21 protein-coding genes are annotated in these 25504 nt (G+C 44.8%); 15 read left to right on the forward strand and 6 right to left on the reverse strand.

Annotation, left to right across the window (positions count from 1 at the left end; translation table 11 throughout):
- Window positions 1-303 precede the first annotated feature (303 nt).
- The 11 genes from ACMXYV_RS10790 (at window position 304) to ACMXYV_RS10840 (ending at window position 14398) form a co-directional block, all read left to right on the forward strand.
- Window positions 304-1113 (forward strand): ABC transporter ATP-binding protein, encoded by an 810-nt coding sequence (locus ACMXYV_RS10790; protein ID WP_415888501.1) that lies wholly within the window; start codon window positions 304-306, stop codon window positions 1111-1113.
- Window positions 1110-1862: an ABC transporter ATP-binding protein gene (locus ACMXYV_RS10795; protein ID WP_415888502.1), complete on the forward strand. Its 753-nt coding sequence runs from the start codon at window positions 1110-1112 to the stop codon at window positions 1860-1862. Before ACMXYV_RS10790 ends, ACMXYV_RS10795 begins: the two co-directional genes overlap by 4 nt.
- A 68-nt stretch (window positions 1863-1930) precedes the next feature.
- The gene (locus ACMXYV_RS10800; RefSeq protein ID WP_415888503.1) at window positions 1931-3139 is read left to right on the forward strand and encodes an ABC transporter substrate-binding protein; all 1209 of its coding nucleotides are present in this window, start codon (window positions 1931-1933) and stop codon (window positions 3137-3139) included.
- Between the two features lie 80 nt (window positions 3140-3219).
- Window positions 3220-4107, forward strand: coding sequence for a branched-chain amino acid ABC transporter permease (locus tag ACMXYV_RS10805; RefSeq protein ID WP_415885074.1), 888 nt, complete (start codon window positions 3220-3222; stop codon window positions 4105-4107).
- Between the two features lie 9 nt (window positions 4108-4116).
- A complete protein-coding gene (locus tag ACMXYV_RS10810; RefSeq protein WP_415888504.1) occupies window positions 4117-5043 on the forward strand; it encodes a branched-chain amino acid ABC transporter permease in 927 nt (308 codons plus the stop codon).
- A 43-nt stretch (window positions 5044-5086) separates the two neighbouring features.
- Complete coding sequence (locus ACMXYV_RS10815) at window positions 5087-6733, forward strand: acyl-CoA synthetase (RefSeq protein WP_415888505.1); 1647 nt, start codon at window positions 5087-5089, stop codon at window positions 6731-6733.
- 60 nt (window positions 6734-6793) lie between these two features.
- Window positions 6794-7543, forward strand: a complete 750-nt coding sequence (locus ACMXYV_RS10820) for an electron transfer flavoprotein subunit beta/FixA family protein (RefSeq protein WP_415888506.1) — start codon at window positions 6794-6796, stop codon at window positions 7541-7543.
- Between the two features lie 11 nt (window positions 7544-7554).
- Complete coding sequence (locus ACMXYV_RS10825) at window positions 7555-8481, forward strand: electron transfer flavoprotein subunit alpha/FixB family protein (protein ID WP_415888507.1); 927 nt, start codon at window positions 7555-7557, stop codon at window positions 8479-8481.
- 130 nt (window positions 8482-8611) lie between these two features.
- A complete protein-coding gene (locus tag ACMXYV_RS10830; protein ID WP_415888508.1) occupies window positions 8612-10384 on the forward strand; it encodes an acyl-CoA dehydrogenase in 1773 nt (590 codons plus the stop codon).
- 352 nt (window positions 10385-10736) lie between these two features.
- A complete protein-coding gene (locus ACMXYV_RS10835; RefSeq protein ID WP_415888509.1) occupies window positions 10737-12293 on the forward strand; it encodes a methyl-accepting chemotaxis protein in 1557 nt (518 codons plus the stop codon).
- Between the two features lie 8 nt (window positions 12294-12301).
- A complete protein-coding gene (locus ACMXYV_RS10840; RefSeq protein WP_415888510.1) occupies window positions 12302-14398 on the forward strand; it encodes an EAL and GGDEF domain-containing protein in 2097 nt (698 codons plus the stop codon).
- 36 nt (window positions 14399-14434) lie between these two features.
- Here the strand turns inward: ACMXYV_RS10840 and ACMXYV_RS10845 are convergent, their stop codons facing one another.
- Window positions 14435-16366 (reverse strand): ATP-dependent DNA helicase RecQ, encoded by a 1932-nt coding sequence (locus tag ACMXYV_RS10845; RefSeq protein ID WP_415888511.1) that lies wholly within the window; start codon window positions 16364-16366, stop codon window positions 14435-14437.
- A gap of 304 nt (window positions 16367-16670) precedes the next feature.
- Between ACMXYV_RS10845 and ACMXYV_RS10850 the strand changes: the two genes are divergently transcribed.
- Window positions 16671-16880 carry a hypothetical protein gene (locus tag ACMXYV_RS10850; protein WP_415888512.1) on the forward strand — a complete coding sequence of 70 codons (210 nt, stop codon included), beginning with the start codon at window positions 16671-16673 and terminating at the stop codon, window positions 16878-16880.
- Window positions 16881-16884: 4 nt separating this feature from the next.
- On the opposite strand, the gene ACMXYV_RS10855 is transcribed toward ACMXYV_RS10850, so the two are convergent.
- A complete protein-coding gene (locus tag ACMXYV_RS10855; protein ID WP_415888513.1) occupies window positions 16885-17997 on the reverse strand; it encodes a YHYH protein in 1113 nt (370 codons plus the stop codon).
- A gap of 223 nt (window positions 17998-18220) precedes the next feature.
- Between ACMXYV_RS10855 and ACMXYV_RS10860 the strand changes: the two genes are divergently transcribed.
- Window positions 18221-18937 carry a YebC/PmpR family DNA-binding transcriptional regulator gene (locus ACMXYV_RS10860; RefSeq protein ID WP_415888514.1) on the forward strand — a complete coding sequence of 239 codons (717 nt, stop codon included), beginning with the start codon at window positions 18221-18223 and terminating at the stop codon, window positions 18935-18937.
- Between the two features lie 333 nt (window positions 18938-19270).
- On the opposite strand, the gene ACMXYV_RS10865 is transcribed toward ACMXYV_RS10860, so the two are convergent.
- The 4 genes from ACMXYV_RS10865 to ACMXYV_RS10880 form a co-directional block, all read right to left on the reverse strand.
- Window positions 19271-19834, reverse strand: coding sequence for a hypothetical protein (locus ACMXYV_RS10865; RefSeq protein WP_415888515.1), 564 nt, complete (start codon window positions 19832-19834; stop codon window positions 19271-19273).
- A gap of 387 nt (window positions 19835-20221) precedes the next feature.
- Window positions 20222-21334: an ATP-NAD kinase family protein gene (locus ACMXYV_RS10870; protein ID WP_415888516.1), complete on the reverse strand. Its 1113-nt coding sequence runs from the start codon at window positions 21332-21334 to the stop codon at window positions 20222-20224.
- Complete coding sequence (locus ACMXYV_RS10875) at window positions 21327-22034, reverse strand: flagellar brake protein (protein WP_415888517.1); 708 nt, start codon at window positions 22032-22034, stop codon at window positions 21327-21329. The genes ACMXYV_RS10870 and ACMXYV_RS10875 overlap by 8 nt, the downstream gene beginning before the upstream one ends.
- Before the next feature lie 52 nt (window positions 22035-22086).
- Window positions 22087-23172 (reverse strand): 4-phosphoerythronate dehydrogenase, encoded by a 1086-nt coding sequence (locus tag ACMXYV_RS10880; RefSeq protein WP_415888518.1) that lies wholly within the window; start codon window positions 23170-23172, stop codon window positions 22087-22089.
- Between the two features lie 89 nt (window positions 23173-23261).
- On the opposite strand from ACMXYV_RS10880, the gene ACMXYV_RS10885 reads away from it, so the two are divergent.
- Window positions 23262-23630: a hypothetical protein gene (locus tag ACMXYV_RS10885; protein ID WP_415888519.1), complete on the forward strand. Its 369-nt coding sequence runs from the start codon at window positions 23262-23264 to the stop codon at window positions 23628-23630.
- 195 nt (window positions 23631-23825) lie between these two features.
- Window positions 23826-25475 carry a methyl-accepting chemotaxis protein gene (locus tag ACMXYV_RS10890; RefSeq protein ID WP_415888520.1) on the forward strand — a complete coding sequence of 550 codons (1650 nt, stop codon included), beginning with the start codon at window positions 23826-23828 and terminating at the stop codon, window positions 25473-25475.
- Window positions 25476-25504: the final 29 nt, after the last annotated feature.

The raw sequence follows: 25504 nt of genomic DNA on the forward strand, positions 1-25504 counted from the left end.
CACTTCGTTAATGATTTTCGCCAGGCAACCAGCATGCCTGTAATCATTGCCTCGTGCTTCAATTTCTCTGAAAGCCTGAGTCGTATGGGACTTGTTCGCAGGTTCCTAAAACACAGTATTTCTTTAAATCGAATGTAACACAAACCGAGATTGCTACGGCGACTTGTTACATTTCGTTAGATTACAAAAATAGTTAAGCAAACTTTCTCCATTAATCTGGCTGCCACATAAAAACAAAAATCGAGACTTACCTATCTGAAGCTGTAGCAGACAAGGTAATTCAAGGAAAAGAGTAGCGCCACGATGACTCAGCCTAAGCAAGACTTCATTCTGGAAACTCGGGATCTAACCAAAGCGTTTAAAGGCTTTACTGCGGTTGATGATGTCAATCTAAAGATTCAACGAGGACACATTCACGCACTTATCGGCCCTAACGGCGCAGGTAAAACCACTGTATTCAATTTACTGACCAAATTTTTGCAACCAACGACCGGTCAGATCTTGTTTAACAATGAAGATATCACCTCGATGCAATCTGCAGCGATAGCACGCAAAGGGGTTGTCCGTTCTTTCCAAATCTCTGCTGTTTTCCCGCATTTAACGGTTCTAGAAAACGTTCGTATTGCCCTGCAGCGTAAAGAAGGTAACAGCTTTCACTTTTGGCGTTCTGAAAAAATTCTTAACCATTTAAATGCTCGCGCTTTAGAACTTCTCGAATCTGTAGGTTTAGAGAGTTTTGCCAACAGCGTTACCGTTGACCTGCCTTATGGCCGCAAGCGCGCTTTAGAAATCGCAACCACGCTGGCCTTAGAACCTGAACTCATGCTGCTTGATGAACCTACACAAGGCATGGGGCACGAAGATGTAGATGTGGTGACCGACCTAATCAAAAAGGTTTCAGCCAATCGCACCATTCTGATGGTTGAACATAACTTACATGTAGTTTCGAAACTTGCTGATCGCATCACCGTACTGCAACGAGGCGCCATTTTAACCGAAGGCGACTACGAAACTGTTTCTGCAGATCCCCGCGTGCGTGAAGCTTACATGGGCACTGCAGCCGAAGAAGTTGAAGCTGAACAAGCAAAACAAGAAGCGGAGGCTTTGGTATGAATCAGGCCGTTAACTTACAGACCAAACACGAAGCCGTTCACGGTAATCAGCGCGAAAAACTTCGTATTAATAATCTACACGCTTTTTATGGCGAGTCGCACATTCTCCATGGCATCGACCTAACGGTTAACCAAGGTGAATTGGTTACCCTATTGGGCCGTAACGGTTCCGGTCGTTCAACCACCCTAAAAGCCATCATGAATATGGTCGGCAAGCGTACCGGCAACATTGTAGTCAATGGCGAGGAAACGATGTCCTTGCCTGCGCATAAGATTGCCCGTTTAGGCCTAGGTTTTTGCCCCGAAGAGCGCGGCATTTTCTCCAGCCTTAATGTTGAAGAAAACCTCATGCTACCTCCTCAAGTACGTTCTGACGGCATGAGTGTAGAAGAGATCTACGAAATATTCCCAAACCTTTACGAACGCAGAACCAGTCAAGGCACACGTTTATCTGGTGGTGAGCAGCAGATGCTCGCCCTAGGCAGAATTTTGCGTACCGGCGCAAACATCCTATTGCTGGATGAAATTACTGAGGGCCTCGCCCCCGTCATTGTGCAGAAACTGGGCGAGGTTCTTAGTCTCCTTAAAGAGAGAGGATTAACCATTCTGCTAGTCGAACAAAACTTCCGCTTTGCAGCGCCAATTGCTGACCGTCACTACGTGATGGAGCACGGCCACATTGTGGAAGAAGTTCATGCTCATGAACTCGAAGCTAAAACAGATTTATTAAATACCTATCTAGGTGTTTAAGCAGTTAAAGAATAAAAACAACAGACATACGACCTTTGAGTAGAAGGTATGGCAACTGGAGCGAGTCAATGAAGACATTTAAAAAATCACTAATCTCAGCAGTTATCACAGGCGCAATGGCGACAGCAGTTTCAGGTGCTGCACTGGCAGAATCTGATGGCAAGATTAAGCTGGGCATTTTGGCAGATATGGGTGGCACATATGCCGACATTTGTGGTCAAGGTTGTGTAACCGCAGCAGAGATGGCGATTGAAGATTTTGGTGGTAAGGCACTTGGAAAAGAGATCGAACTAGTTACAGCTGACTCGCAGCTAAAACCAGATATCGCCTCTTCTATTGCGCGTAAGTGGGTAGAAGCCGAAGACGTTGATGCAATCGGTGGCTTAGTTTCTTCTGCTGTATCCGGCGCTGTATCTAAAGTAAACCAGAACGCTAAAAAGCTAACCCTGATTTCAGGTTCTGCCTCCAACACGTTTACAACTAAGAGTTGTAACCCTTACAACGTTCATTGGACTTACAACGTTGTTGCCCTAGCAAACGGCACGGTAAAACCAATGGTTCAGTCAGGTAAAAAGAAATGGTTCTTCATCACAGCTGATTATAGCTTTGGCCACGCTCTAGAAGGTGTAGCATCCAAAGTTATCAAAGAAAACGGCGGCGAAGTTGTCGGCACTATCCGTGCGCCACTAGGCACAACTGACTTCTCCTCTTATGTTCTTCAGGCTCAGGCATCTGGTGCTGACGTAGTTGCCCTCGCCAATGCCGGTAACGACACAGTAAACGCACTTAAAACAGCCAATGAATTTGGCTTAACGCAAGAGATGGATGTTGCAGGACTATTGGTATTCACACCAAACGCTCAAGCAATGGATGCAGATGTTGCTGGCGGCATGCGCTTAACGTCTGGTTTCTACTGGGATATGGATGAAAAAACACGTCAGTGGAGTCAGCGTTTTGAAGAGCGTCACGGTGCCATTCCAAGCATGATCCATGCAGGTGTGTACTCTGTAACAACTCACTACCTAAATGCTGTAAAAGCGGTAGGCAACGACAACGCAGAAGCGATTGCTAAGAAGATGAAGGAGACAAAACCTGAAGACTTCTTCGCACGTAATGCGACTCTACGTCCAGACGGCCGTATGGTTCACGACATGCTGTATGTAGAGATTAAGAAAGCAGCCGAGCGTAAAGATCAAAACGACATCTACAAAGTACTGAAGGTTATTCCAGCAGATGAGGCTTACAGCCCAATGCTACCCCAGTGCAACTTCTCATAAGAAAAATGCGTGGTGGCAAATACTATTTGGCTTTGCCACCACACCTGCTTCATACATCCCTCTGGGATGACTACAGGTAGATGATTGTTATGTTTGATATTAACCTCTTTGCCCTATTTGGCCAGTTATTGGTTGGGTTGATCAACGGCTCATTCTACGCCTTGCTTAGCCTCGGACTGGCCATTATCTTCGGTCTGCTGAAGATAATTAACTTCGCGCAAGGTGCACTCTATATGCTAGGTGCATTTATCGCCTTTTTAGCCCTAAAATATATGGGCATCAACTACTGGGTGGCTTTGATCCTTGTACCGATCTGCATTGGCGCGATCGGCATATTGATGGAACGCTTCCTTATCCGCCCTATCGCTAATGAAGATCACCTTTATAGCCTACTGTTAACGTTCGGCTTAGCCCTGATTATTCAAGGTGCTTTTACCCATATGTTTGGCTCTTCTGGCATGTCATACGCCATTCCTGAAGAACTAAAAGGCGGTAACCGTCTGCCATTTATGTACCTGCCTAATTATCGAGCTTGGATCATTATCGCTTCTATCATTGTCTGCGCTGGCACTTGGTGGATGATCGAAAAAACCAAGCTAGGTGCTTACCTTCGCGCAGGCACAGAGAACCCACAATTGATGCAAGCCTTTGGGATCAACGTGCCATTGATCGTTACTTTGACCTTCGGTTTCGGCGTTGCTCTAGCAGGCTTTGCCGGTGTTATGGCCGCTCCAGTCTATTCAGTATCACCTGATATGGGTTCAAACATCTTAATCGTGGTGTTTGCCATCGTAGTTATTGGCGGTATGGGCTCTATCGGCGGCGCCATTCTCACGGGCCTTGGCATGGGGATCGTGGAAGGCTTAACCAAATATTTTTATCCCGAAGCCTCTACCACCATTATCTTCTTAGTGATGGTTATTGTGCTGCTACTCAAGCCAGCCGGTTTATTCGGTAAAGAAGCTTAGGAGATCGGTATGAATAATCAAAAACTAAACATTGCACTACTGGTTCTAGCACTGATCGCACCAGCAGCTCTTTACCCAGTTTTCCTAGCTAAAGTACTGTGCTTTGCACTATTTGCCTGCGCATTTAACTTATTGCTTGGATTCGTGGGACTACTTTCCTTTGGTCATGCGGCGTTCTTAGGAACAGGTGGATACATCACCGGTTACCTCATGATCAATAGCGGTATTACACCTGAACTTGCCATTCTCGCGGGTACCGTTGCCGGCGGCTTATTGGGTGCAATTTTTGGCAAGCTTGCGGTTAAACGTGAAGGCATCTACTTCGCCATGGTGACTTTGGCCTTGGCACAGTTAGTATTCTTCCTCTACCTACAAGCACCATTCACTAATGGTGAAGATGGTATGCAAGGTGTGCCTCGTGGCGAGCTGTTTGGGCTACTAGACCTCAGTGATAACTACACCATGTATTACTTTGTGCTAGCCATCTTTGTATTCGGTTACTGGATGATCAACCGCACCATTCATTCGCCATTTGGCCAAGTATTAAAAGCAATTCGAGATAACGAAGCCCGTGCAACATCATTGGGTTACGACGTTAATCGTTACAAATGGATTGCCTTCATCATCTCATCTGCTTTAGCAGCACTTGCTGGCTCGACCAAAACGTTGGTTTTCCAATTGGCATCGCTAACCGATGTTCATTGGCACATGTCAGGCGAAGTCATCCTTATGACCCTTGTTGGCGGCGTGGGCACGATCTTCGGCCCAGTGTTGGGTGCAGGCTTTATCGTCAGCATGCAGAACTACCTCTCTGGTGGCGAGATGGGTAACTACATTCACATCATTATGGGCGCTGTTTTTGTGGTTTGCGTTTTGAGCTTCCGCAGCGGGATAGTCGGCCAATTTATCAAATTTAAACGTAATAACTTTAGCTAAGCGCGAAACTGAGCGTTAGCGATAAATAGCAAGGAGAGAGACAGTGATCACTTCAGCTTTCGAAACCGATCTGGATAAAAATCTGGCCAATTATTCTGCACTGACACCTATTACGTTTATCGAACGTGCAGCTAGTGTCTATCCAGAGCGTACAGCCACTGTTCACGGAGAAATACGCCGCAGCTGGGCTGAAACTTATAATCGTTGTAAGAAACTAGCTAGCGCTTTAAAGCAAAAAGGCGTCAATCCAGGCGATGCCGTTTCAATTTTAGCGCCCAATTTAGCTGAACACTTTGAAGCGCATTTCGCCGTACCTATGTGTGGCGCCGTGCTTAATTCAATCAATATCCGTCTAGATTCTGAAGCCGTTGCATTTATTTTGCAGCATGCTGAGAGCAAGGTTCTTATTACTGACCGTGAGTTCAGTTCTGTAGTTAAAGGTGCGTTTGAATTAATGGATGAAAAACCATTCATTATCGATATCGATGACCCTTATTGGACCGAAGGCGAATTCATCGGCGATATCAAATACGATGACTTCCTCAAGCTAGGCGACGAAAACTTCACACCGCACCATGTGAATGATGAATGGAACGCCATCACGCTAAACTACACATCTGGCACGACAGGTAATCCAAAAGGTGTTGTATACCACCATCGCGGAGCTTACCTAAACGCTATCAGTAACTCCATTTCATGGGGTATGGGCCAGCACCCTGTGTATCTGTGGACCCTACCCATGTTCCACTGCAATGGTTGGTGTTTCCCTTGGACGATTGCTGCTATGGCTGGTGTTAATGTCTGCCTTCGCCATGTACGTGCAAATCATATTTTCAATGCTATTAAAGAAGAGAAAGTTGGTTTCTTCTGTGGTGCACCTATCGTTCTGAACATGCTTAATTCCGCTGATGATGAACTTAAAGCCGGTATCGAGCACCAAGTAAATGTAATGACCGCAGGTGCTGCGCCACCAGCAGCAGTTATTGCAGGTATGGAAGCGCTTGGCTTTAGCGTAACCCACGTTTACGGCTTGACTGAAACGTACGGCCCTTCTGTGGTTTGTGCTTGGCACGATGAGTGGAATGAAAAAACGGCTGATGAGAAAGCACGCTTAAAATCTCGTCAAGGCGTGCGAGCGCCGATGCTTGATGGTCTTATGGTTGCTGACCCAACAACAATGGAACCTGTACCTCAAGATGGCGAAACAATGGGTGAGATTTTCATGCAGGGTAACCTTGTGATGAAAGGCTATCTAAAGAACCCAGAAACCACTGATAAAGCTTTTGAAGGTGGTTGGTTCCACTCGGGTGATCTAGCGGTATGGCATGCGGATGGCTACATCGAGATCAAAGATCGCTCTAAAGACATCATCATCTCTGGGGGTGAAAACATCTCCTCAATTGAAGTGGAAGATGTTCTATACCGTCACCCATTTATCCAAGAAGCTGCGGTAGTTGCTAAGAACAACGAGAAATGGGGTGAAACACCTTGTGCTTTCGTTGCTCTAAAAGACGGTGCTGATTGCGGTATCACAGAGAAAGAATTAATCGATTTCTGTCGTGAACACATGGCCCACTTTAAAGCACCGAAGGATATTGTTTTCGGTCCTCTGCCTAAAACATCGACCGGTAAGATCCAGAAGTTCCTACTTCGTGATCGTGCCAACGGTACCGAACCTCAAAAATCATAAGACTTATAACACCAGAGTGAAAACCTAGGAGCACTGCTCCTAGGTCGGAGAGGTAAACAGATGAAAATTTTAGTTACCGTAAAACGCGTGATTGATTACAACGTAAAAGTGCGCGTTAAAGCAGACAACACCGATGTAGATCTAGCCAATGTCAAAATGGCACTCAACCCGTTCTGCGAGATCGCCGTCGAAGAAGCGGTTCGCCTAAAAGAAGCAGGTAAAGCAGAGGAGATCGTCATCGTATCGATCGGACCAAAAGCCTGTCAGGAACAGATTAGAACAGCCCTAGCTTTAGGTGCAGATCGTGGTATTCAGATTGAAACAGATGAGCTTCCTGAATCACTGAATGTAGCGAAACTATTAAGCAAAGTGATTGAAGATGAACAACCCGATCTGGTCATTATGGGCAAACAAGCCATCGATAGCGATAACAACCAGACTGGTCAGATGCTAGCGGCGCTAACCGATATGCCACAAGGTACATTCGCTTCTGAAGTTAAGGTAGAAGATGGCAAAGCTCAAGTTACTCGCGAAGTGGACGGTGGCCTACAAACTGTAGAGCTAAAACTACCAGCAATCGTGACTACAGATCTTAGACTCAACGAACCTCGCTACGCTTCTTTACCAAACATTATGAAAGCTAAGCGCAAGCCTTTAGCGGTCAAATCCCCTGCGGACTTAGGTGTAGAGCTAAAAAACCACACCAAGTTGTTGAAAGTCACGCCACCAGCAGAGCGTACAGCGGGTATCCGAGTAAACAGCGTTGATGAATTGATCGAAAAACTTCAGAACGAAGCAAAAGTAATTTAAGGGGGTGATATATGACTATTCTCGTTATTGCAGAACATGACAATCGCACACTAAAACCTGTCACTCTCAACACGATTACAGCAGCGACACAAATCGGAGGTGATATTCATCTACTGGTCGCGGGCAGTAACTGTAAAGCTGTAGCCGTTTCAGCCTCAGAGATTACTGGTGTTAGTAAAGTGTTACTTGCTGATGAGCTAGCTTATGAATACCAGCTTGCAGAAAACATGGCTAAGCTAATTACCGAGTTAGGTAAGGACTACGATCATATCCTCGCACCAGCCACTACCTCAGGGAAAAACTACCTTCCACGCGTTGCAGCGTTACTGGATGTGGTTCAGATCTCCGATATCACCGCAGTTGAATCAGCGACAACGTTCCAGCGCCCTATCTACGCAGGTAACGCGGTCGCAACCGTAGAATCATTAGATCCAATAAAAGTCATCACCGTGCGAACAACCGCTTTCGACGCTGCTGAAAAAGGCAATTCAGCGGAGATTAGCGAGATATCGATTGCTCATGATGCCCAACTATCAAGTTTTGTTAGTGAAGAAGTCGCTGAGTCTGATCGTCCTGAACTGACTGCTGCCAACATCATTATTTCCGGTGGCCGCGGCATGGGTAACGGTGAGAATTTCGGTCTGCTAGAACAAGTAGCAGACAAGCTAGGCGCTGCCGTAGGTGCATCCCGAGCAGCGGTTGACGCCGGCTTTGTTCCAAACGATATGCAAGTAGGCCAGACAGGAAAGATCGTCGCGCCAGAGCTTTATATCGCTGTTGGTATTTCAGGTGCTATTCAACATCTTGCAGGAATGAAAGATTCCAAAACCATTGTTGCTATCAACAAAGATGAAGAAGCACCTATTTTTTCCGTCGCAGATTATGGCTTAGTTGCTGACCTGTTTGACGTGATGCCAGAGCTACAAAATAAACTGTAGCTCCTTTGATGCGGGCTGGGTACTTGTCGCCTTTTTACCCAGCTCGCCTTTTTAAAGTAACACACGATACAACTTAAAGAGCCGCTTGGATTTTTTTATATAGCTGCTCTAATCAAGAGATGAGAGATTTATGAGCACTTATACTCCACCACTACAGGATGCCAGCTTTCTACTAAACCATCTGATCGATCTAGATCAGCTATGCAGTGAACAAAACCTAGATGAAGTTAACTCTGAGCTAGCCAATGTGATCGTTGAAGAAGCAGGAAAGCTCGCTTCTGATGTATTGGCCCCTCTTAATAGTGTGGGCGACCAAAACGGCGCTACGGTTGCAGATGGTGCAGTACAAGAAACCGCTGGCTTCTCCGATGCCTACCAGCAGTTTGTCGAAAATGGTTGGGCAACGCTAACTGGCCCTGAAGAGTTTGGCGGTCAGGCACTACCCAATGTTATTGGTACCGCAGTAAATGAGCTGTGGCATTCGGCTAATATGGGCTTTGCACTCTGCCCTATGCTCAGCCAAGGCGCTGTGGAAGCACTGATTGCTCATGGTAGTGACGAATTAAAAGCACAATACCTACCACAACTGATTAGTGGTGAATGGACCGGTACCATGAACCTGACTGAACCCAATGCAGGATCGGACCTAGCAGCGGTAGCATCCAAAGCCATCCCTGAAGGCGATCACTACAAAATTACTGGCCAGAAGATCTTTATCACTTGGGGCGATCACCAGATGACATCAAACATCGTGCATCTCGTGCTTGCTCGTCTGCCAGATGCACCTGCCGGTGTTAAAGGCATCTCCCTGTTTATCGTGCCTAAATACCTTTTAGATGATCAAGGCCAACCGGGTGAATTAAACGACGTAAGCTGTGTATCCCTAGAACACAAACTGGGTATTCATGGCAGCCCAACCTGCGTAATGAGCTTTGGTGATAACGAAGGCGCAATCGGTTACCTAGTAGGTGAAGCAAACAAAGGTCTGAGCTATATGTTCACAATGATGAACCATGCTCGCCAATCTGTAGGCCTGCAAGGGTTATCTATCTCCGAGCGTGCTTACCAACAAGCACTGCAATACAGCCAAGAACGCTTCCAAGGCAGCAATCCTGATGGCAGCAAAATAGCGATCATCAATCACCCAGATGTACGTCGTATGTTGATGGCGATGAAAGCAGGTAATGAAGCGATGCGTGCTCTTGCCTATACCGCAGCTGCGGATATTGACCGTGCACACCATGGCGATCAAACCAGCAAATCACGTGTAGAGTTTTATACCCCCATTGCTAAAGGATGGATGACTGAACTAGCCCAAGAGCTGACATCACTGAATATCCAAGTTCACGGCGGCATGGGTTTCATAGAAGAGACTGGTGCAGCGCAACATTATCGTGATGCCCGAATTCTACCAATTTATGAAGGCACTACAGGTATTCAAGCCCTTGACCTTATCGGTCGTAAAACACTGTTTGATAAAGGCGCTGCGCTATCGCAACTGCAAGCCGATGTTCAAGCCACAACTGAACTTCTACTTCACTCAGATTCAGAAGCCCTACAAGAGCTTGGTAAAAAACTAACCACTGCTCTTCGAGATGCGACCTCTGCCGGTCAATTTATCCTAGAAAATGCGGGCAGCGATAAACAACTTATGGGCAATATCAGTGTCGATAACCTCATGATGATGGGCTACCTAACCGGTGGCTGGCTACTAGCGCAAGGCGCCATCAAAGCTGAAGAGATAAAAGGCGCGGATAACGACTATGGCGATGATTTCCTTAACGCTAAAGTTTCTACCGCATTGTTCTTTGCTGACCATTACCTACCAAGAGTAAGCCAACATGCAGCAACCCTGCAGACTGGCTTAAATCATACTTTTGCTTTAGATATTGAACAGCTTTAGACCTTCGTTTTTTCGCTCTTCACGATGGTGGTGTTACCACTCCGGAGCTGTTGGGCTCCTTTAGGCTTAAAGGCCTCTTTGCCCTCCTTTTAGGAGGGCTTTTTTATGTAATAACATCAATCTATTAGCTACAAAGCTACCAATATGACCTCAATAATCGGATCATTATTCATCTAACATTTGTTGCAGCGCACAAAATTTTGTGTCATATATACTTAACAAAAGTACGGGATACTCTTACTGATAGTGGCGACCGAACAGACGGTCATTTATTCAAGCCCACTGATCGCGGCCAATAAAAATAATTACATGTCGCTCCAGAAACCGAACGAAAGACACTGGAGACCAGAACATGAGCACTAATACAACGGGAATCGAACATACCTATCCAGAAAATGTTCGCTTGATTTCGACCACAGATACTCAGGGAATTATCACCTACGCGAACCCTGAATTTTGTGAAGTTGCTGGTTACTCCCAAGAAGAGCTGATTGGTAAACATCACAACATCGTCCGACACCCTGACATGCCAAAAGCAGCTTTCGGTGACCTTTGGCACCATATGAAGAATGATCAGCCTTGGATGGGCATGGTTAAGAACCGGTGTAAAAACGGTGATCATTACTGGGTTCAAGCTTACGTCATGCCTATCTACAACGATAAAGGCGAGAAAAGCGGCTACCAATCCGTTCGGACGCGCCCAACAGGTTACCAAATTGATCGTGCTGAAAAAGTTTACGCAAAACTTAATAGCTCACCTAGCAAAGTTGTTAAAGGCAAAAGCCTTGCCGCCCGCATTATGGCAACAACGGCCATTACCAGCCTGTTAATAGCTGGTTGCACACTCTTACCTTTTGAAGCTTCCTTACAGTACATAGCAATGTTTGTAGTGTTTACGATCGCTATGTTTGCTATGTATCGCCATACGCATCATCTCTCTGAAATTGCTTCAACCGCGGATGGCATCTACGCCAACCCTCTAGCGCAATTAGTAATGGCTGAAAACATGCATGAGCAAGGCTCAGTGGAGCTAGCAACCCGCATGATGCAAGCCCGCCTGAGAACAGTTGTTGGCCGCGTTGAAGACAGCATCAAAACCCTCAATGAGGTTATGCACGAGACCGATGACGCCGTCGCTCAGACAACTTCTGGTATTCATCAGCAAAATGCTGAAAGCGATATGTTGGCCAGTGCGGCGACTCAAATGTCAGCCACAGCACATGATATTGCCGACAACACGGCGCAAACCTCTTCGGCAACACAACACGCATCTGATCTGGCTGAGCAAGGCAAAAACAACATCAGTGTCATGCTGGAAGGTATTTCAGAGCTGGTAAGCGATGTACAAGCTGCGTCTGCTTCTTCTGATGAACTTAAACATCAGGCTCATTCGATTGAACAGATTATCAACATAATCAATGAGATCGCTGAACAGACTAATCTTCTCGCGCTAAATGCCGCGATTGAGGCAGCTCGAGCGGGAGAACAAGGACGTGGATTTGCGGTAGTCGCGGATGAAGTAAGAACCCTTGCTCAACGTACGCAATCATCCACCAGCGAAATTCGAAATACTATCGATACGATACAGAAGCAGGTTGAAGAAACAGCTAACGCGATGGAGCGCTGTTCAGGCCAGGCACACAAAGGTATTGAGCTAGCAAAAGAAGCTAGTCAGTCATTTGATCAAGTATCTCATGCAATGACGCAGGTTTCAGATCGATGCCTACAGGTTGCAAGCGCATCCGAACAGCAAAGTGCAGTTTCAGACGAAATCAGTAATAGCATTCTGAGCATTAGAAATGTGGCCAGCTCAAATATGGATGCGGCTGATAAGACTAACCATGCTTGTGACAATCTGAAAGTACTGGTTAAAGACCTTAATTCTCTAATGAAGACGTTCACCGCCTAGGTGCAGTCATGCATGTTGAATTAGTCACTAGACTATCTCCGCCAGCGCTCAACCACGTGGCCTTGCTGGTTGCGGCTTTAATTCTGGCTTTGCTACTCATCCCTTTATGGTATGAGGTAAGGCTCAGCCGTTCGCGAGGGTTAATTTCAAAAATATCGTCAGAACTAGAAGAACTTCTAAACAACGAGCCCGTTCCAACTCTACTTTGTACAGAAGATGCAATCTTGGGTATGAATGGCTCGGCAAAGGAGTTCTTCAACCTTTCCCCACAATCAAAGCCTCATCGTTTGAGAAATATCTTCCACCATCTTCCTGAAGAGCTGCATGCGGGATTAAAACAAGGTTTTGCACACAACCGCGTATTTAGTTTGGCCCATGAAAACTGTGATCCTGTTTCAGATATCACTGTCCATTGCACACCCAATAATGAGAACCGCTATTTAATCCGTTTACTAAAAACAGAAGCGATTAAAAGACATGATCGTTATCGCAAAATCAAAGAGAACATCAACCAGCTTTCAACCGGCATTGTAATCACTGACGTCAACCTCAATGTCGTCGAAATCAATCATCAATTCGAGAAAATCACAGGCTATTCAAACCCAGATATTGTTGGCCGTCATATCTCCAACCTAAGCTCCAACAATAACAAAGATATCTATGAATCCATGTGGAAAGAGATATCACGAACAGGCCTATGGTCTGGTGCTCTATGGAACATCAATAAAGAGGGAGATGAATACCTGCAGCACCTTACTATCAGCGAGATTACAGACAACGACGGCATCGTCACCCATTACCTTGGTACTCTCTCAGACCTATCGCAAATTTATAGCATTGATAGCCTAGGTAATAGCTCATCAGTTAAATTAATCCCGCGAATTAAGCAGCTCGAAGTTGAGTTTGAACTGCTGATGAATAATGAAGGCAGCGCGAAGGTTATCGTTCTCGACATACAACGTTTCAATACGATTCGTAACACATACGGAGCACGTATTGCTGAAAAACTGGTCGAAGACGTAATTACCCGAATAGCGCAGGCCTGTTCTGATAAAGACTATCTTGCCCAAATTGGTAACGATGAAATCGCCATTCTTTGCAGTAGCAGCTCTCTATACGTAAACATGTTACTGCACGAGATTAAACAAGTAATCAGCACCCCTTTCTGCATCGATGGCACAGAAGTTTCTATATCTGCTCATATTGGCTTAGCCTCCGCCCCAGATCACGGCAAGAACCTAGCTGAAGTCACTAATGCAGCCACTATGGCGCTGAATTCAAAGAAAGATATAAAACAAGGTGCCATAGCGGTATATACCCCCGCACTAAAAAAAGCATCGGTCGAAAACTTGAAAATAGAAGCGCAATTGCGCAATGCCATCAGCAATGATGATCTATCACTTGTTTATCAACCCATCTTTAACCAGCAAAGGCAACTCGAGAAAGTAGAAGCGCTTCTACGTTGGACCCACTCAGAACTAGGGCCCATTTCGCCTGCACGCTTTATCCCCCTTGCAGAGGAAACGGGCTTAATCCGAGAGATTGGCGATTGGGTTATCAATGAAGCCTGCCGACAACTCGGTGTCTGGCAAGAGATGGGAATAAAAAGCTTCCCGGTAGCCATCAACCTATCCGGTTACCAACTTGGTGATTACAATTTAGCCGATAGAATTAAACATGCTTGCAAGCAATATAACCTGCAGCACGATCAACTGATTCTGGAAGTTACTGAATCCGTGTTGATGGAACAGATGGAGACTGGGAAATCGATTCTTGAAGAGCTATCAAAAGCAGGGTTCAGTATCGCTATTGACGATTTTGGGACCGGTTACTCCTCGCTCGCATATTTGAATCAATTCCCTGCCAGTATTCTGAAGATTGACCGTAGCTTTATCAATGACATAGGAACAAATTCAGATATGCGCGTTCTCGATTCAATCATTCAGTTGGCACACAATCTTGATCTACAGATCGTTGCCGAAGGCATCGAAACCCAAAGCCAACTGGCATACCTTCAGAATAAAGGTTGCCAGAACTACCAAGGCTTTCTTCTGTCTAAACCATTAACGCCAGAATCATTGCAGCAGCAGAGCTTCGCTCATTAAAGCGTAAACTTAGCACAGGGTTTTACTGCGTTTCTTCTACACTAATAACCCTGTAACCTTCTGCTTCACTTCAGAAAAACGAACTCGTTCGCAAGAACCAAAACCTGATAGTTGCCTTGCTTTTAAACGTGTCAGCACCGGCACACTGATCCCCATCAAAAATCGGCAGGCCACGCCTACAGTCAGGCAAACAGTTTTGCTTTTGAATAGCTGATCTAATTCATCTAAAAAGACCATTAGCTCATCTTCACTCGGTAGCTGTGGAACAGAAGAATAGCTTAAGGTTGCCGATTCACCACGACAGGCCGAGCAATGCCCACACTGTTCTGGTGCTTGTTGGTCATCAAAATAGCGCGCTAAATTAGAAGTTAAACACCGATCCAACTCAAAAAACCGAATTAACTGAGCAATACGCTGAACTTCCTTCTCTTCTTTTTCACTAAAATAATCAGCAAGGGATTGAGCCAAATTTAGTTCAGCAAGTTTATTGGCATCGACGGCAAAGACTTCGGTAATCTTCTTGGTTTCAAGCACAATCAACTGCTGCTCTTGCAGGTATTCCATCGCTGAAATAACCCGCTGCCGATCACAGCCATAATGCTGATAAAGGCTTTCAAAATCTAAATTCCCCCACACTTTCTTAAACTGGGTATGCTGGAAAATAGCTTCGATAAACTGACGCCGTTCATCTTTAAAACGCTCCAAAACCAATTGCCGATCGACCAAAAACTTGTACTTAAAATCAGCAAAATAGGAGTATTTAGGCTGAATAACACCTCGAAGTTCCAACTGCACCAACAAGGTTTTTAGCGGAAGTTGACGGATATTAGCCACACCAGATAATGGAGAGATCTGCATCTCCCATTGCTGACTACTCTCCTCATCCCGAATATTGTTGATCACATATTCGATACCCGATAGCTCTGGCGTATCGCCGTATACAAAGTTCTCTACTGTGGTAATGCCATCTAAATTTGCCAAAGTAATACAGTGAGATAGCTTTCCATCCCTACCAGCCCGACCAATCTCTTGGCTATAGTTTTCAATCGATTTGGGTAGATCATAATGGATAACAAAGCGAACATCGGACTTATCAACCCCCATGCCGAAGGCGATCGTTGCAACCACAACACCAATTCTTCCCGCCATAAAATCGGTTTGGATTTGATGTCGAAGCTCATTGTCCAAACCTGCATGATAAGCCACCGCAGCGATTCCTTGATGCTGCAGGTGATTAGCAACCTCCTCTGCAGTTTGTTGCAAAGTGACATAGACAATACCTGCCCCACTTTGCGCAGCAACAACTTGAGCGAGCTGAGCCTTTTTATCCGCTTCCTTAACCGGCAATACCGTTAAATCTAAGTTCGAGCGATAAAAACCGGTCTGAACTATATGCTCCGCAGCAATATTAAATCGCTGCGCCATATCTCTTTTCACTTTACGTGTTGCTGTGGCTGTCAGTAACAACACCGTTGGGATATTGAGCTGCTGACAATACTGCGGTAATTTCAGATAGTCTGGACGAAAGTTATGCCCCCATTCAGAGATACAATGAGCCTCATCCACTACCAACATGGAGATTGATACAGAGCTAATAAACTCTCGAAAGCGCTCGTTTTTAAACCGCTCTACGGAGACCATCAAAATCTTAATATTACCCTGACGAATATCCTGCATAACCTGACGGTTTTCATCAGGCGTCAACGTCGAATCAATACTTGCCGCAGCAATCCCTTTTTCTTTTAAAAAAGCCAATTGATCTTTCATCAAAGCTAATAACGGCGACACCACCAAGGTTAAATTAGGTAGATGAATCGCAGTAAATTGATAGCAAAGAGATTTTCCTGCACCCGTTGGAAATACTGAGAGTGTGGATTGGCCACCAAGTAACTGACGAATGGTTTGTTCTTGTCCATCCCGAAATTGATCAAACGAAAAGTGTTGTTGCAGCGATTGTTGTAGATCCATATAAGATTCCTTAGCGCCAAATCCATTTAGCGATACTGATGAAGTTAATTGGAACTATACGCGACGCAACAGCTATCACGCAAAATGAACAATCATGAGGTCGATATTTCAAATTCCCACGTCATTTTTTTGTAATGGCACGCAAAGTGCAGGTGTATATAAAACAATAAAAAGTAGAGGGTTAATTTAACGATTAAGTCACATTAAAGTGAAAGAATGCCGCACAAGCACAAAAATGATGCACCGCAATAAACATTATGCAAGAATGGTTTTCTGACACAATGAATGTGCAATGGAGCTGATTATGGAAATCAATAAGTACTCTTCGGTCATTAGATCTCTGGTTATCGATGATAACTTCACCGCTTGGGCATCTGCCAAAGACAAAATGCTTTTCTGCTCAAACTTAGCTGACCTTCAAAATGAACACCCTATTGTAAGAGAAATTGTATCTGGCGCACTGAATCAGATCTTTTCTAGAAAAGCAGAGTACAGAGGCGATAACGCCCTTTAATTGCTTATCTTTGAGGTATCGCAAATAGTTGTCCCGCACGTCGCTGGCAACTTGCAGATATTCTGTGCCCCCTTGGAGTGATCAAGCTCACTTTATCGCCTTCACGCTTACCAATGCAGGCAGTAATCGCTTCTTGTGGCGGTCCACCCATAGGACGATTTCGCCCATGATCACGATCATTATTTGAATGGGTTCTCATCCCCTGAGACCCGCCTGGCTGCGGTCCACCGCGCATAAAGCTGCGATCAGGCTCACCATGAAAGCAACGAGGTATAAACGGGAATTGGTCCGTAATCACGTAATAGTAGGTGCCTTCAGGATATTCAGGGGTTACACCAAAACGGCCATTACAATCATCAAGATTACCAAGCCCTTTTATATACTCATAATCCTGAATGAAAGATCCGTCGTATCGACCACCCGGACCTCCATTTCGATTACCTTGTTTAATTCGATAGCTGCCTTTTAGTTCAACAATACTTGAATCCATATCTTTCGGATCGCTATAGCCCATTGGCCCGTAGATAGGGAAGCCATCGGCAGCATATCCAATATGCACAGGTCCTTTCATATGTGTGAACCGCTCTAACAATCCGATCGGTAGTCCGTGATAGTGATACGTACCGGTTGGCTGCACATGAGCGTTATTCCAATCCATCCCTAGATTAACTGCGCCGCCTAAAGCTTCATACTGCCAACCAGAGCGCACGTCACGTTGCCAAAACTCTGCTGCACCAGGGTCAAAAGGAATGCCATTTAATGCAACACCAAACGGCCACAAACCCAATGCGTAGGTTTGTTCTTTATAAATGGGGTTAGCCGCTACCCTGTACGTCTTACTGCGACTCACAACGCTATGGGGGTTATTACGATTGGGGAAACGCCCCGTTTCATGATCAGGCTTACCATCAGAGTGAATCACCCTGTATTCGCCTTCAATACTAATTAGCGCTGCAGCCTCGGCGGGGTTCAAAATCAACTCAGTTAACGTCTCAACCCAACCAGGCTCATCTGCTACATGCCCTTGCCAATCAGCTTCATACAATCGGCTATCATGCGCACACAATGAGCTACTCATTATTAATGAAATACAGGTTGCACTAACTTTGCGATTCATAATCGCTTCCAGTTTTTAAATAGTTTTTCTCCACTATAAACCAAGATGCCCTATTAAATGAGGAGCTAATGTGAATATCAAACAAACCTCATTTGAGGCCTTATATCGAAGTAGATCACTATAAATTACAGATTACTTAGCCTTGCATCCTAAATGCGGGTTTTCAGTTAGGCTCTGAAACGGTAGAATTTTCTTCTTTTTTATCAGTGTATGGAATATCGCAATGGGTCGAGCCTATCAAAACCGTAAAGAGTCGATGGCAAAAACATCCGATGCTAAGGCTAAGGTTTACAGTAAATTTAGCCGTGAAATCTATGTTTGTGCGAAATCTGGCGGCATCGAAGTCGAAGGAAACGTGGCATTAGCTGGCCTAATCGAACGTGCTAAAAAGGCCCAAGTGCCTGCTCACGTAATCGATAAAGCGCTAGATAAAGCTAAAGGTGGTGGCGGTGAAGATTTCTCTGAAGCTCGTTACGAGGGTTTTGGTCCTGGCGGCTGCATGGTTATCGTGGAATGCCTAACTGACAACCCTAACCGTACCTTTGGTGATGTACGTAACTGCTTTAACAAAACCAAATGTAAAATTGGTTCTCAGGGCAGTGTAAGCCACATGTTCGACCACAGTGCGATCTTCGTATTCAACGGTGATGATGAAGATGCGGTGCTAGAAGCACTAATGATGGAAGATGTAGACGTAACAGATATCGAAGCTGAAGATGGCAAGATTACTGTATTCGCTCCTCACACTGATTACTTTAAAGCTAAGAAAGCACTTCAAGACAACATTGAAGGTCTAGACCTAGACGTTGATGAGATTCAATTTGTACCTCATAACGGTTCACCTGTATCAGCAGACGACCTACCAATGTTCGAGAAGTTTATCGATATGCTAAATGATCTGGACGACGTTCAGAACATTTATCACAATGCTGAGATCTAATCTCTCGTTTGTTCTAAAAAAGCCTGCTTATTCAGCAGGCTTTTTTATTGCCTGTATTTGTTTAAGCGCATAAAAAAAGCGCCGTTTACTCACGTAAACAGCGCCTAAAAAAGACCTTTCGTAATAACAGAACCCAAACTTTCCTATGACATATCGAAAGGCCTTCCCATCTTGCAGGATGTATCTATTGACTGCGCTTCGCCTTGGAAGTTCCATTAAGTAACTAGAATTTTTCAACAGAGGCGAAATACAGATGCAATTTGGGAAACATTGTATCGTTAAACAAAAAGCCCGTTTACCTCCTAAGAGATAAGCGAGCTTTTGTTAGAAATGTTACTTCATGTTGTTCATTTCTTTGAATTTTGCCATCAAAGCAACTGGCTGCTTTTTCTTGTTGTTTTTGTTTAGAACAAATACAACCGTTTGGCCTTGAGGGCCTGCAGCGATCTGAGTGAAACGATATGGCGCTTCACCTACAATACGTACGTCTTCCATATCTTCAAGAGTACTGAATACATATAGACGACCATCTTCGCCACGCATTTCGCCGTAGAAGCTCTCTGCACCCGCCATTTCGCCTTTGAACATATCGATGCTAGCGATACCAGACATTTTCTTTTTGTCTGCGCCAGTTAGACCGAATACCAATGTTTCGCCTTTAGGGCCACCACCAATAAATACTTTACGGTAGGATGTTTCTCCAACTGTTAGGAAAGACTGATAAGTTGCGAAATCATCAAACACATAATGACGACCTTCGTGAGAAACTTCGTATAGATCATCATTGTTTAGTTGAGCAACATCTTTAGTTTCTTCCTGCTTCGCCTGATTTGTGTGGCAACCAGTTAGAGCAATCATTGCGCTTGCAACAACAGCGCCTGCGATCAGTTTTTTCATGGGGTGAGCCTCAATAAGTTCTTATAAAAAATATCAGGCTGAACTTTACCGAGACTCTATGACAGAAAGATGTCAGTTTGATTCATCTAACCAACTGAATGAGATAAAGGTTGTCAAAAGCACGAGCGCAAAGATGACATGAGGAGATGGCAAGACTAAGCATAAGCTCAGTACAAAAATCCAAAGAAACTTAATTTTATTTTTCTTAGCTCGATGTTTAGCAGTGAATAAGCGCCGATAAAAATGGTCTTTATCCGGCGTTTTATCTCTCATCCATACAGGTGTCATCAGCATGAGAAAAAATTTAAATAAATGATGAAACAAAATATTCACCCATCGAATACAAAAAAGGCCTGTAACACAGGCCTTTAAAGCATAGATAAGCTCTTAGTAATCTGCCACACGATACAACACAGAATCATGATAACCCGTTGTAACCGGTATCACTCCAGAGAGCTTCGCATTCAACTCTGGGTCACCGCTGTCTACAATTAGCGGGCGGCCTTCCAGTTCACGTAGTTTTGTTTTGGTAGCAATCACATTGATATTTTCTTTGCCGATTCGCTTAAGCAATGCGGGGCTCAGCTGTTGATTGCCGCGCCCAACAATATGCCCTTGACCACCGATCAATGTAATCACTAGTTCGCAAGGCTCACCTGCGGTTAACTCCAGTAGTTGCTGTGCAGTACAGTCTGAAGCAACGATCTCGTTGTCTTTAATCAGATCCACCCCTAACAAAGTATTAGGTAAACCTAATTGCTCCATCACTGCAGCTACTGTAGAACCTGATCCCATTACATAGTATGAATCAGGATCCATGTTTTCGATCACATCTGCGGCGATATCATCCAACACCAATTCTTCTGATTCTTTACCGCCATTTTTTACGTGCTGTAAAAAACGGTGCTCTTGAGGGACAACTAACTCGCCATAATATTTCGCCCTAACACGCCCTTCCCGAAACGCCTCTTCATCAATATCACGTACTTCCTGATCACCTAGGGTAACTAACTCGCCTTTGACCAGCATGGCAATAATTTCACCCGCTGCTTTAGGCGTTACGGCATAAACACCGGAGTGTATTTTCACACCTGCAGGCACACCCAGAACTGGTACTTCACCGGCAATCGATTCACAGATATTACGAGCGGTACCATCACCACCGGCAAATAGGATTATATCAACCCCTGCAGTAACCAGATCTTTGGCTGCTCTTAAGGTATCTTCTGCATGAGTATTACCTGATTCAATCTTGCCAACGACTAGGGGGTCAAACCCTGCTTTAACGGCAACCTCTTCACCCATTTCTGCAGGATAAGTGATAACTTGGATATCTAAACCTTGAAGCACGTCCAAAGCCTGAAGGGTACGCAAGCCTGCTTTAGGCTCTGCACCTAATTCTAGGGCTTTCTTTGCGGTCTCCTCACCGTCACTTCCCTTAAGCGCGACACTGCCGCCAACTCCTGCTAAAGGGTTAATAATAAGACCGAGTTTAAACACCTATGATCTCCAAATTACCGGTTTCAATTAAAAATTGCTGGTACACAAAAGCAGCTAGAATGAGATGGGTATCATCATCTACTTCTTCAAATTCAACACCGTGGCTCACCACTTTGGTTAAACCATCTTCTGCCGCTTGTACACTTCTTATCACAACAGGGGTGAGTACTACCTGATCAGCACCTGCAACTTGAAAGCGCGTCGTAACAAATAACTTGTCACCTTTTTTACCTAGCGTAACAGGCGCATCTATACAGGCCCCTTTGATACTAATATCAGTGCAATAAGCATTAATAGGCCAATCTAATCTTAGCCCTTTACCCAACTCGAATTCATCAATCGACACCATCAAGTTGACAGGCACGCGGGTATGACTACGAATACGTCTTACTTCAGTATCGGTTGGATATTCAAGGTGCCAATAAGCAAATGGGCTGGTCTGTATTTTGAGTAACTTAGCACTAAAAGCACATATAAAGTTACCACTCATCAGACGGACAGTGACACGTGCCCCCACATTAATGGAATTCGAGGTTCTTGGCGCAGAAACCATCATGCTACCGTTTTCACGATAGCCTAATAGCTGGACCGAATAACGCCCACGGGGAGTACGCGTTTCTATCTGAACCTTTTCCCCCACTTTAGGGTTAAGTTCAGCAAGAGTTCTAACGGATTTTAACTGTGCTAACGCTTCGGTCATTCAGGGTTCTTATAACTGCATTAATAAAGACTATAGCTTAAGGGATTTAGGGTTAGTCTGCGAGCTGAAAACCCAATGCCAATAGCTCTTTTGGGTTTGTAGAGTTAGCCACTTTTAGAGATGCAAATTCGCGACGTACCCGATACTGCTTACGAAGTTGATCAAACGCTAGTTTTTGTTCCGCCGCTGGTAACTCCAGCGTAGCTCTCAAGAGCTGATCATCCACCTGCGGATCATAAATCAAGGTCATTAATTCCAACGGAGTTAAACTACCCTGCTCCATAAATGACAATTCAGCTTCTGGAAGAAAATCGGTTAGAGGCTCTTCGTACTCCACCTGTAGATGCTGACATAGTGCTTGATAGAGCATGTAAGTGCCTCGAATTTTTCCATCTAAGCTGTAGCCTGCGATATGGGGTGATACGAATTCACAACGTGCAGCTAGCTCAGCATTGACCGCAGGCTCGTGCTCCCAAACATCTAAAGCAAAAAGCAGATCAGAGCGCTGCTGGCCAATTCGGAGCAAAGCAGTGTTATCAATTACTGGCCCGCGACCAGCATTAATAACGATCGCACTTTCACCTAGTTTCTGTAGTTGCTCAGTCGATAGCAGATGTTTAGTTGGGTGATCACCATCTAAGGTAAGCGGAGTATGCAAACAAAGAACATCAGCTTGCTCAAGCAAAGTATCTAGGTCAGAAAAGCCAGATTCTAATGCAGCACGAGGTGGGTCATTTAGCAGAACCTTGAAGCCTAACTTTTCGAAACGCTTTTGTAATCTCCCACCAACGTTGCCTACGCCAATAATGCCATAGGTTCTGTCCTTAGGATCAAACTGATATTTAGCCGCGAGTTGATAGATAACACTTAATACATATTCCACAACAGCGTCGGCATTACAGCCTGGCGCGTTAGCAAACGCAATATCGTTATCTTCCAGAAAAGTCTTATCGATGTGATCGGTACCTATGGTCGCGGTACCGACAAACTGCACCTGACTCCCCTGTAACAGCGCCCGATTTACTTGAGTAATAGAACGAACTAAAAGTACATCAGCATCTGAAAGTTGCTCTGCAGATAAGCCTCGACCAGCACAGAGTTTTACTTCACCAAAACGAGAAAAAATTGCCTCAGCCATAGGCATATTCTCATCAGCCAAGATTTTTAGTTTCCGGTTCAACAATTTATCTATCTCCAGTCTTTACAAACCGCGCGATATCAGGCTCAATGCGCGGTTTTCATTGGCTATCAGCAGGCAAAACCTGCTGTCATTCTACGGATTACATCAGTTTGATCATACGCTGGCAAAAACAACAGGAATACTACATCGTTCGGATGTACCAAGACCTGGTCGGTGATTGGATTGTAACCCAAAGCTGGGGCAATTCGACTGACGATAAAAACGAGTGTAATCAAACAGTTGCCAAATCATATCAAGATGCTCGTTTTATTGTGAGAGAAATTCGTAAGCAATTAAAATCTGAGGGTTTTAGGCTTATCGCTCGCAAGGAGACACAACTGGGATTTGAGTTTGATCCCATTCGTATAGATACCCCAAAAAATCATGCTCTACTGTTTTCAGAAAAGTTATTCTGAGCACTTTCCCTTCTATTCCCCCCTAACATCGCTAAAAATCTCGACTAAAGTACAGCATTTACACTATTTTTGTGATGATATATTCGTGTATATAAGCTTGTAATACAGGCAGTTAGGCGCTTTCAAGAATTATCTATAAACACTTGTAGCCTAAACCTTCACCTCCCCTAAATAACAACAAAATAGGGAAATTGCATGAACAGGTCCATTTCTAGCTTTTACTTCAAAAGTTTTTTTGCGGCAGTTTTAATTATTGTCATCGCTGGCGCAGCAGCATTCTATTTAGGAGTCGACAGCACCGCGCTGATCATTCTGATTGTCACAGCACTTCTAGCATCAGGCCTTTCAATCCTAGTGTTACACAACTCCGTGTTAGGCAAACTGAACAAAGAAGCGGCTCTAGTCAATGCCAATAAAACTGACGAATTAGAATTACTTCCCGCTTTATTTGGCGACCTGTTTAGCAATCGCAAAGGCAACGAAGATGTCAGTGCTAAACTGTCCTCTAGCGCAAACGCCAACGCAGTTGCAGCAGCAGAGGTTTCCTACTCTGCCGACACCCTAAAAACTAAGCTCGATAATCAAGTTCAAGAAGTCTCTCAGATTGCACAAAACTCTGAAGAGATGACAGTAACCGTTCAACAATCTGCACAACAAGCTGAAATTGCTGCCGAAACCGCTATCCAAGCAAAAACAACGGGCTCCGAAGGTCAACAAGCACTAACAGAAGCCATGAGTAACATTCGCGAGCTTAACTCTCAAGCGGCGGAAACGCTGACATTGATTGAGCAGTTAAATGAGAAATCTCTAAAGATCCAAGATGTAACCAAAGTGATTGAAGAGATTGCAGAACAAACTAACCTACTGGCACTTAACGCAGCAATTGAGGCTGCCCGTGCAGGTGATCATGGTCGCGGCTTTGCCGTAGTTGCCGATGAAGTAAGACAACTCGCATCCAGAACCGCCAGTGCTACCGGTGAAGTAGAAACCATCGTTGATGAGATCCGAGCGGAAACTCAACAAGTAGTAGCTCGCATCAAAACGCTGTCAGGTGATGTTGAAAGCGGCACAGAGGCAATGGAACTTATTAGTCAACAGCTAGGTGGCATTTCAGAGCAATCCTCCGCTGTAGAAGAACAAATCTCGGTTATAGCGGAAGGTGCTCGCGCTAACCGTCAAAATCTAGAAGTGATCTTCAACTCACTGCAAACAGTTCGCCATGAACTTGAAGAAAGTGATGTAGAGGTTAGTCAACTTGCGACTCAGGCTTCGGCACTAATGGAAGCGGCAGAACGATCCAATGCGATTCTAGCGACCGCATCCGATCAGAACTACCACCAACAGTTCTATCATATTGCTCGTAACACGGCAGATATGGTGACGGATGCGTTTGAACAAGCACTGTCTTCCGGTCAGATGCATGAAGGCAGCCTGTTTGACCGCAACTACGTGCCTGTTGAAGGTACAAACCCGCAGAAATATACAACCCAGTTTGATAAATACTGTGACCAGATTTTACCGGGTATCCAAGAGCCATCGCTGTCACAACATAACAAGATGGTTTATGCCATCGTGACTGATCCGAATGGCTATGTCCCAACCCACAATAATCAGTTTGCAAACCCACCAACTGGGGACTTTGAAACCGATCTAGTGAAAAGCCGAAGTAAACGTCTGTTTAATGACCGTACCGGCGCACGTTGTGGTTGTCATACCGAAACCATGCTTCTACAAACTTACAAGCGTGATACCGGCGAAATTATGCACGATCTTTCAGTGCCAATCTTTATCAATGGCCGCCACTGGGGTGGTTTACGAATTGGTTACTGGCCAGAAAATCACTAACTCAACTTTCTCAAAAAAGCCGCTTTTAA

Source organism: Neptuniibacter sp. SY11_33, from assembly GCF_047778025.1.
Classification (GTDB): Bacteria; Pseudomonadota; Gammaproteobacteria; order Pseudomonadales; family Balneatricaceae; genus Neptuniibacter.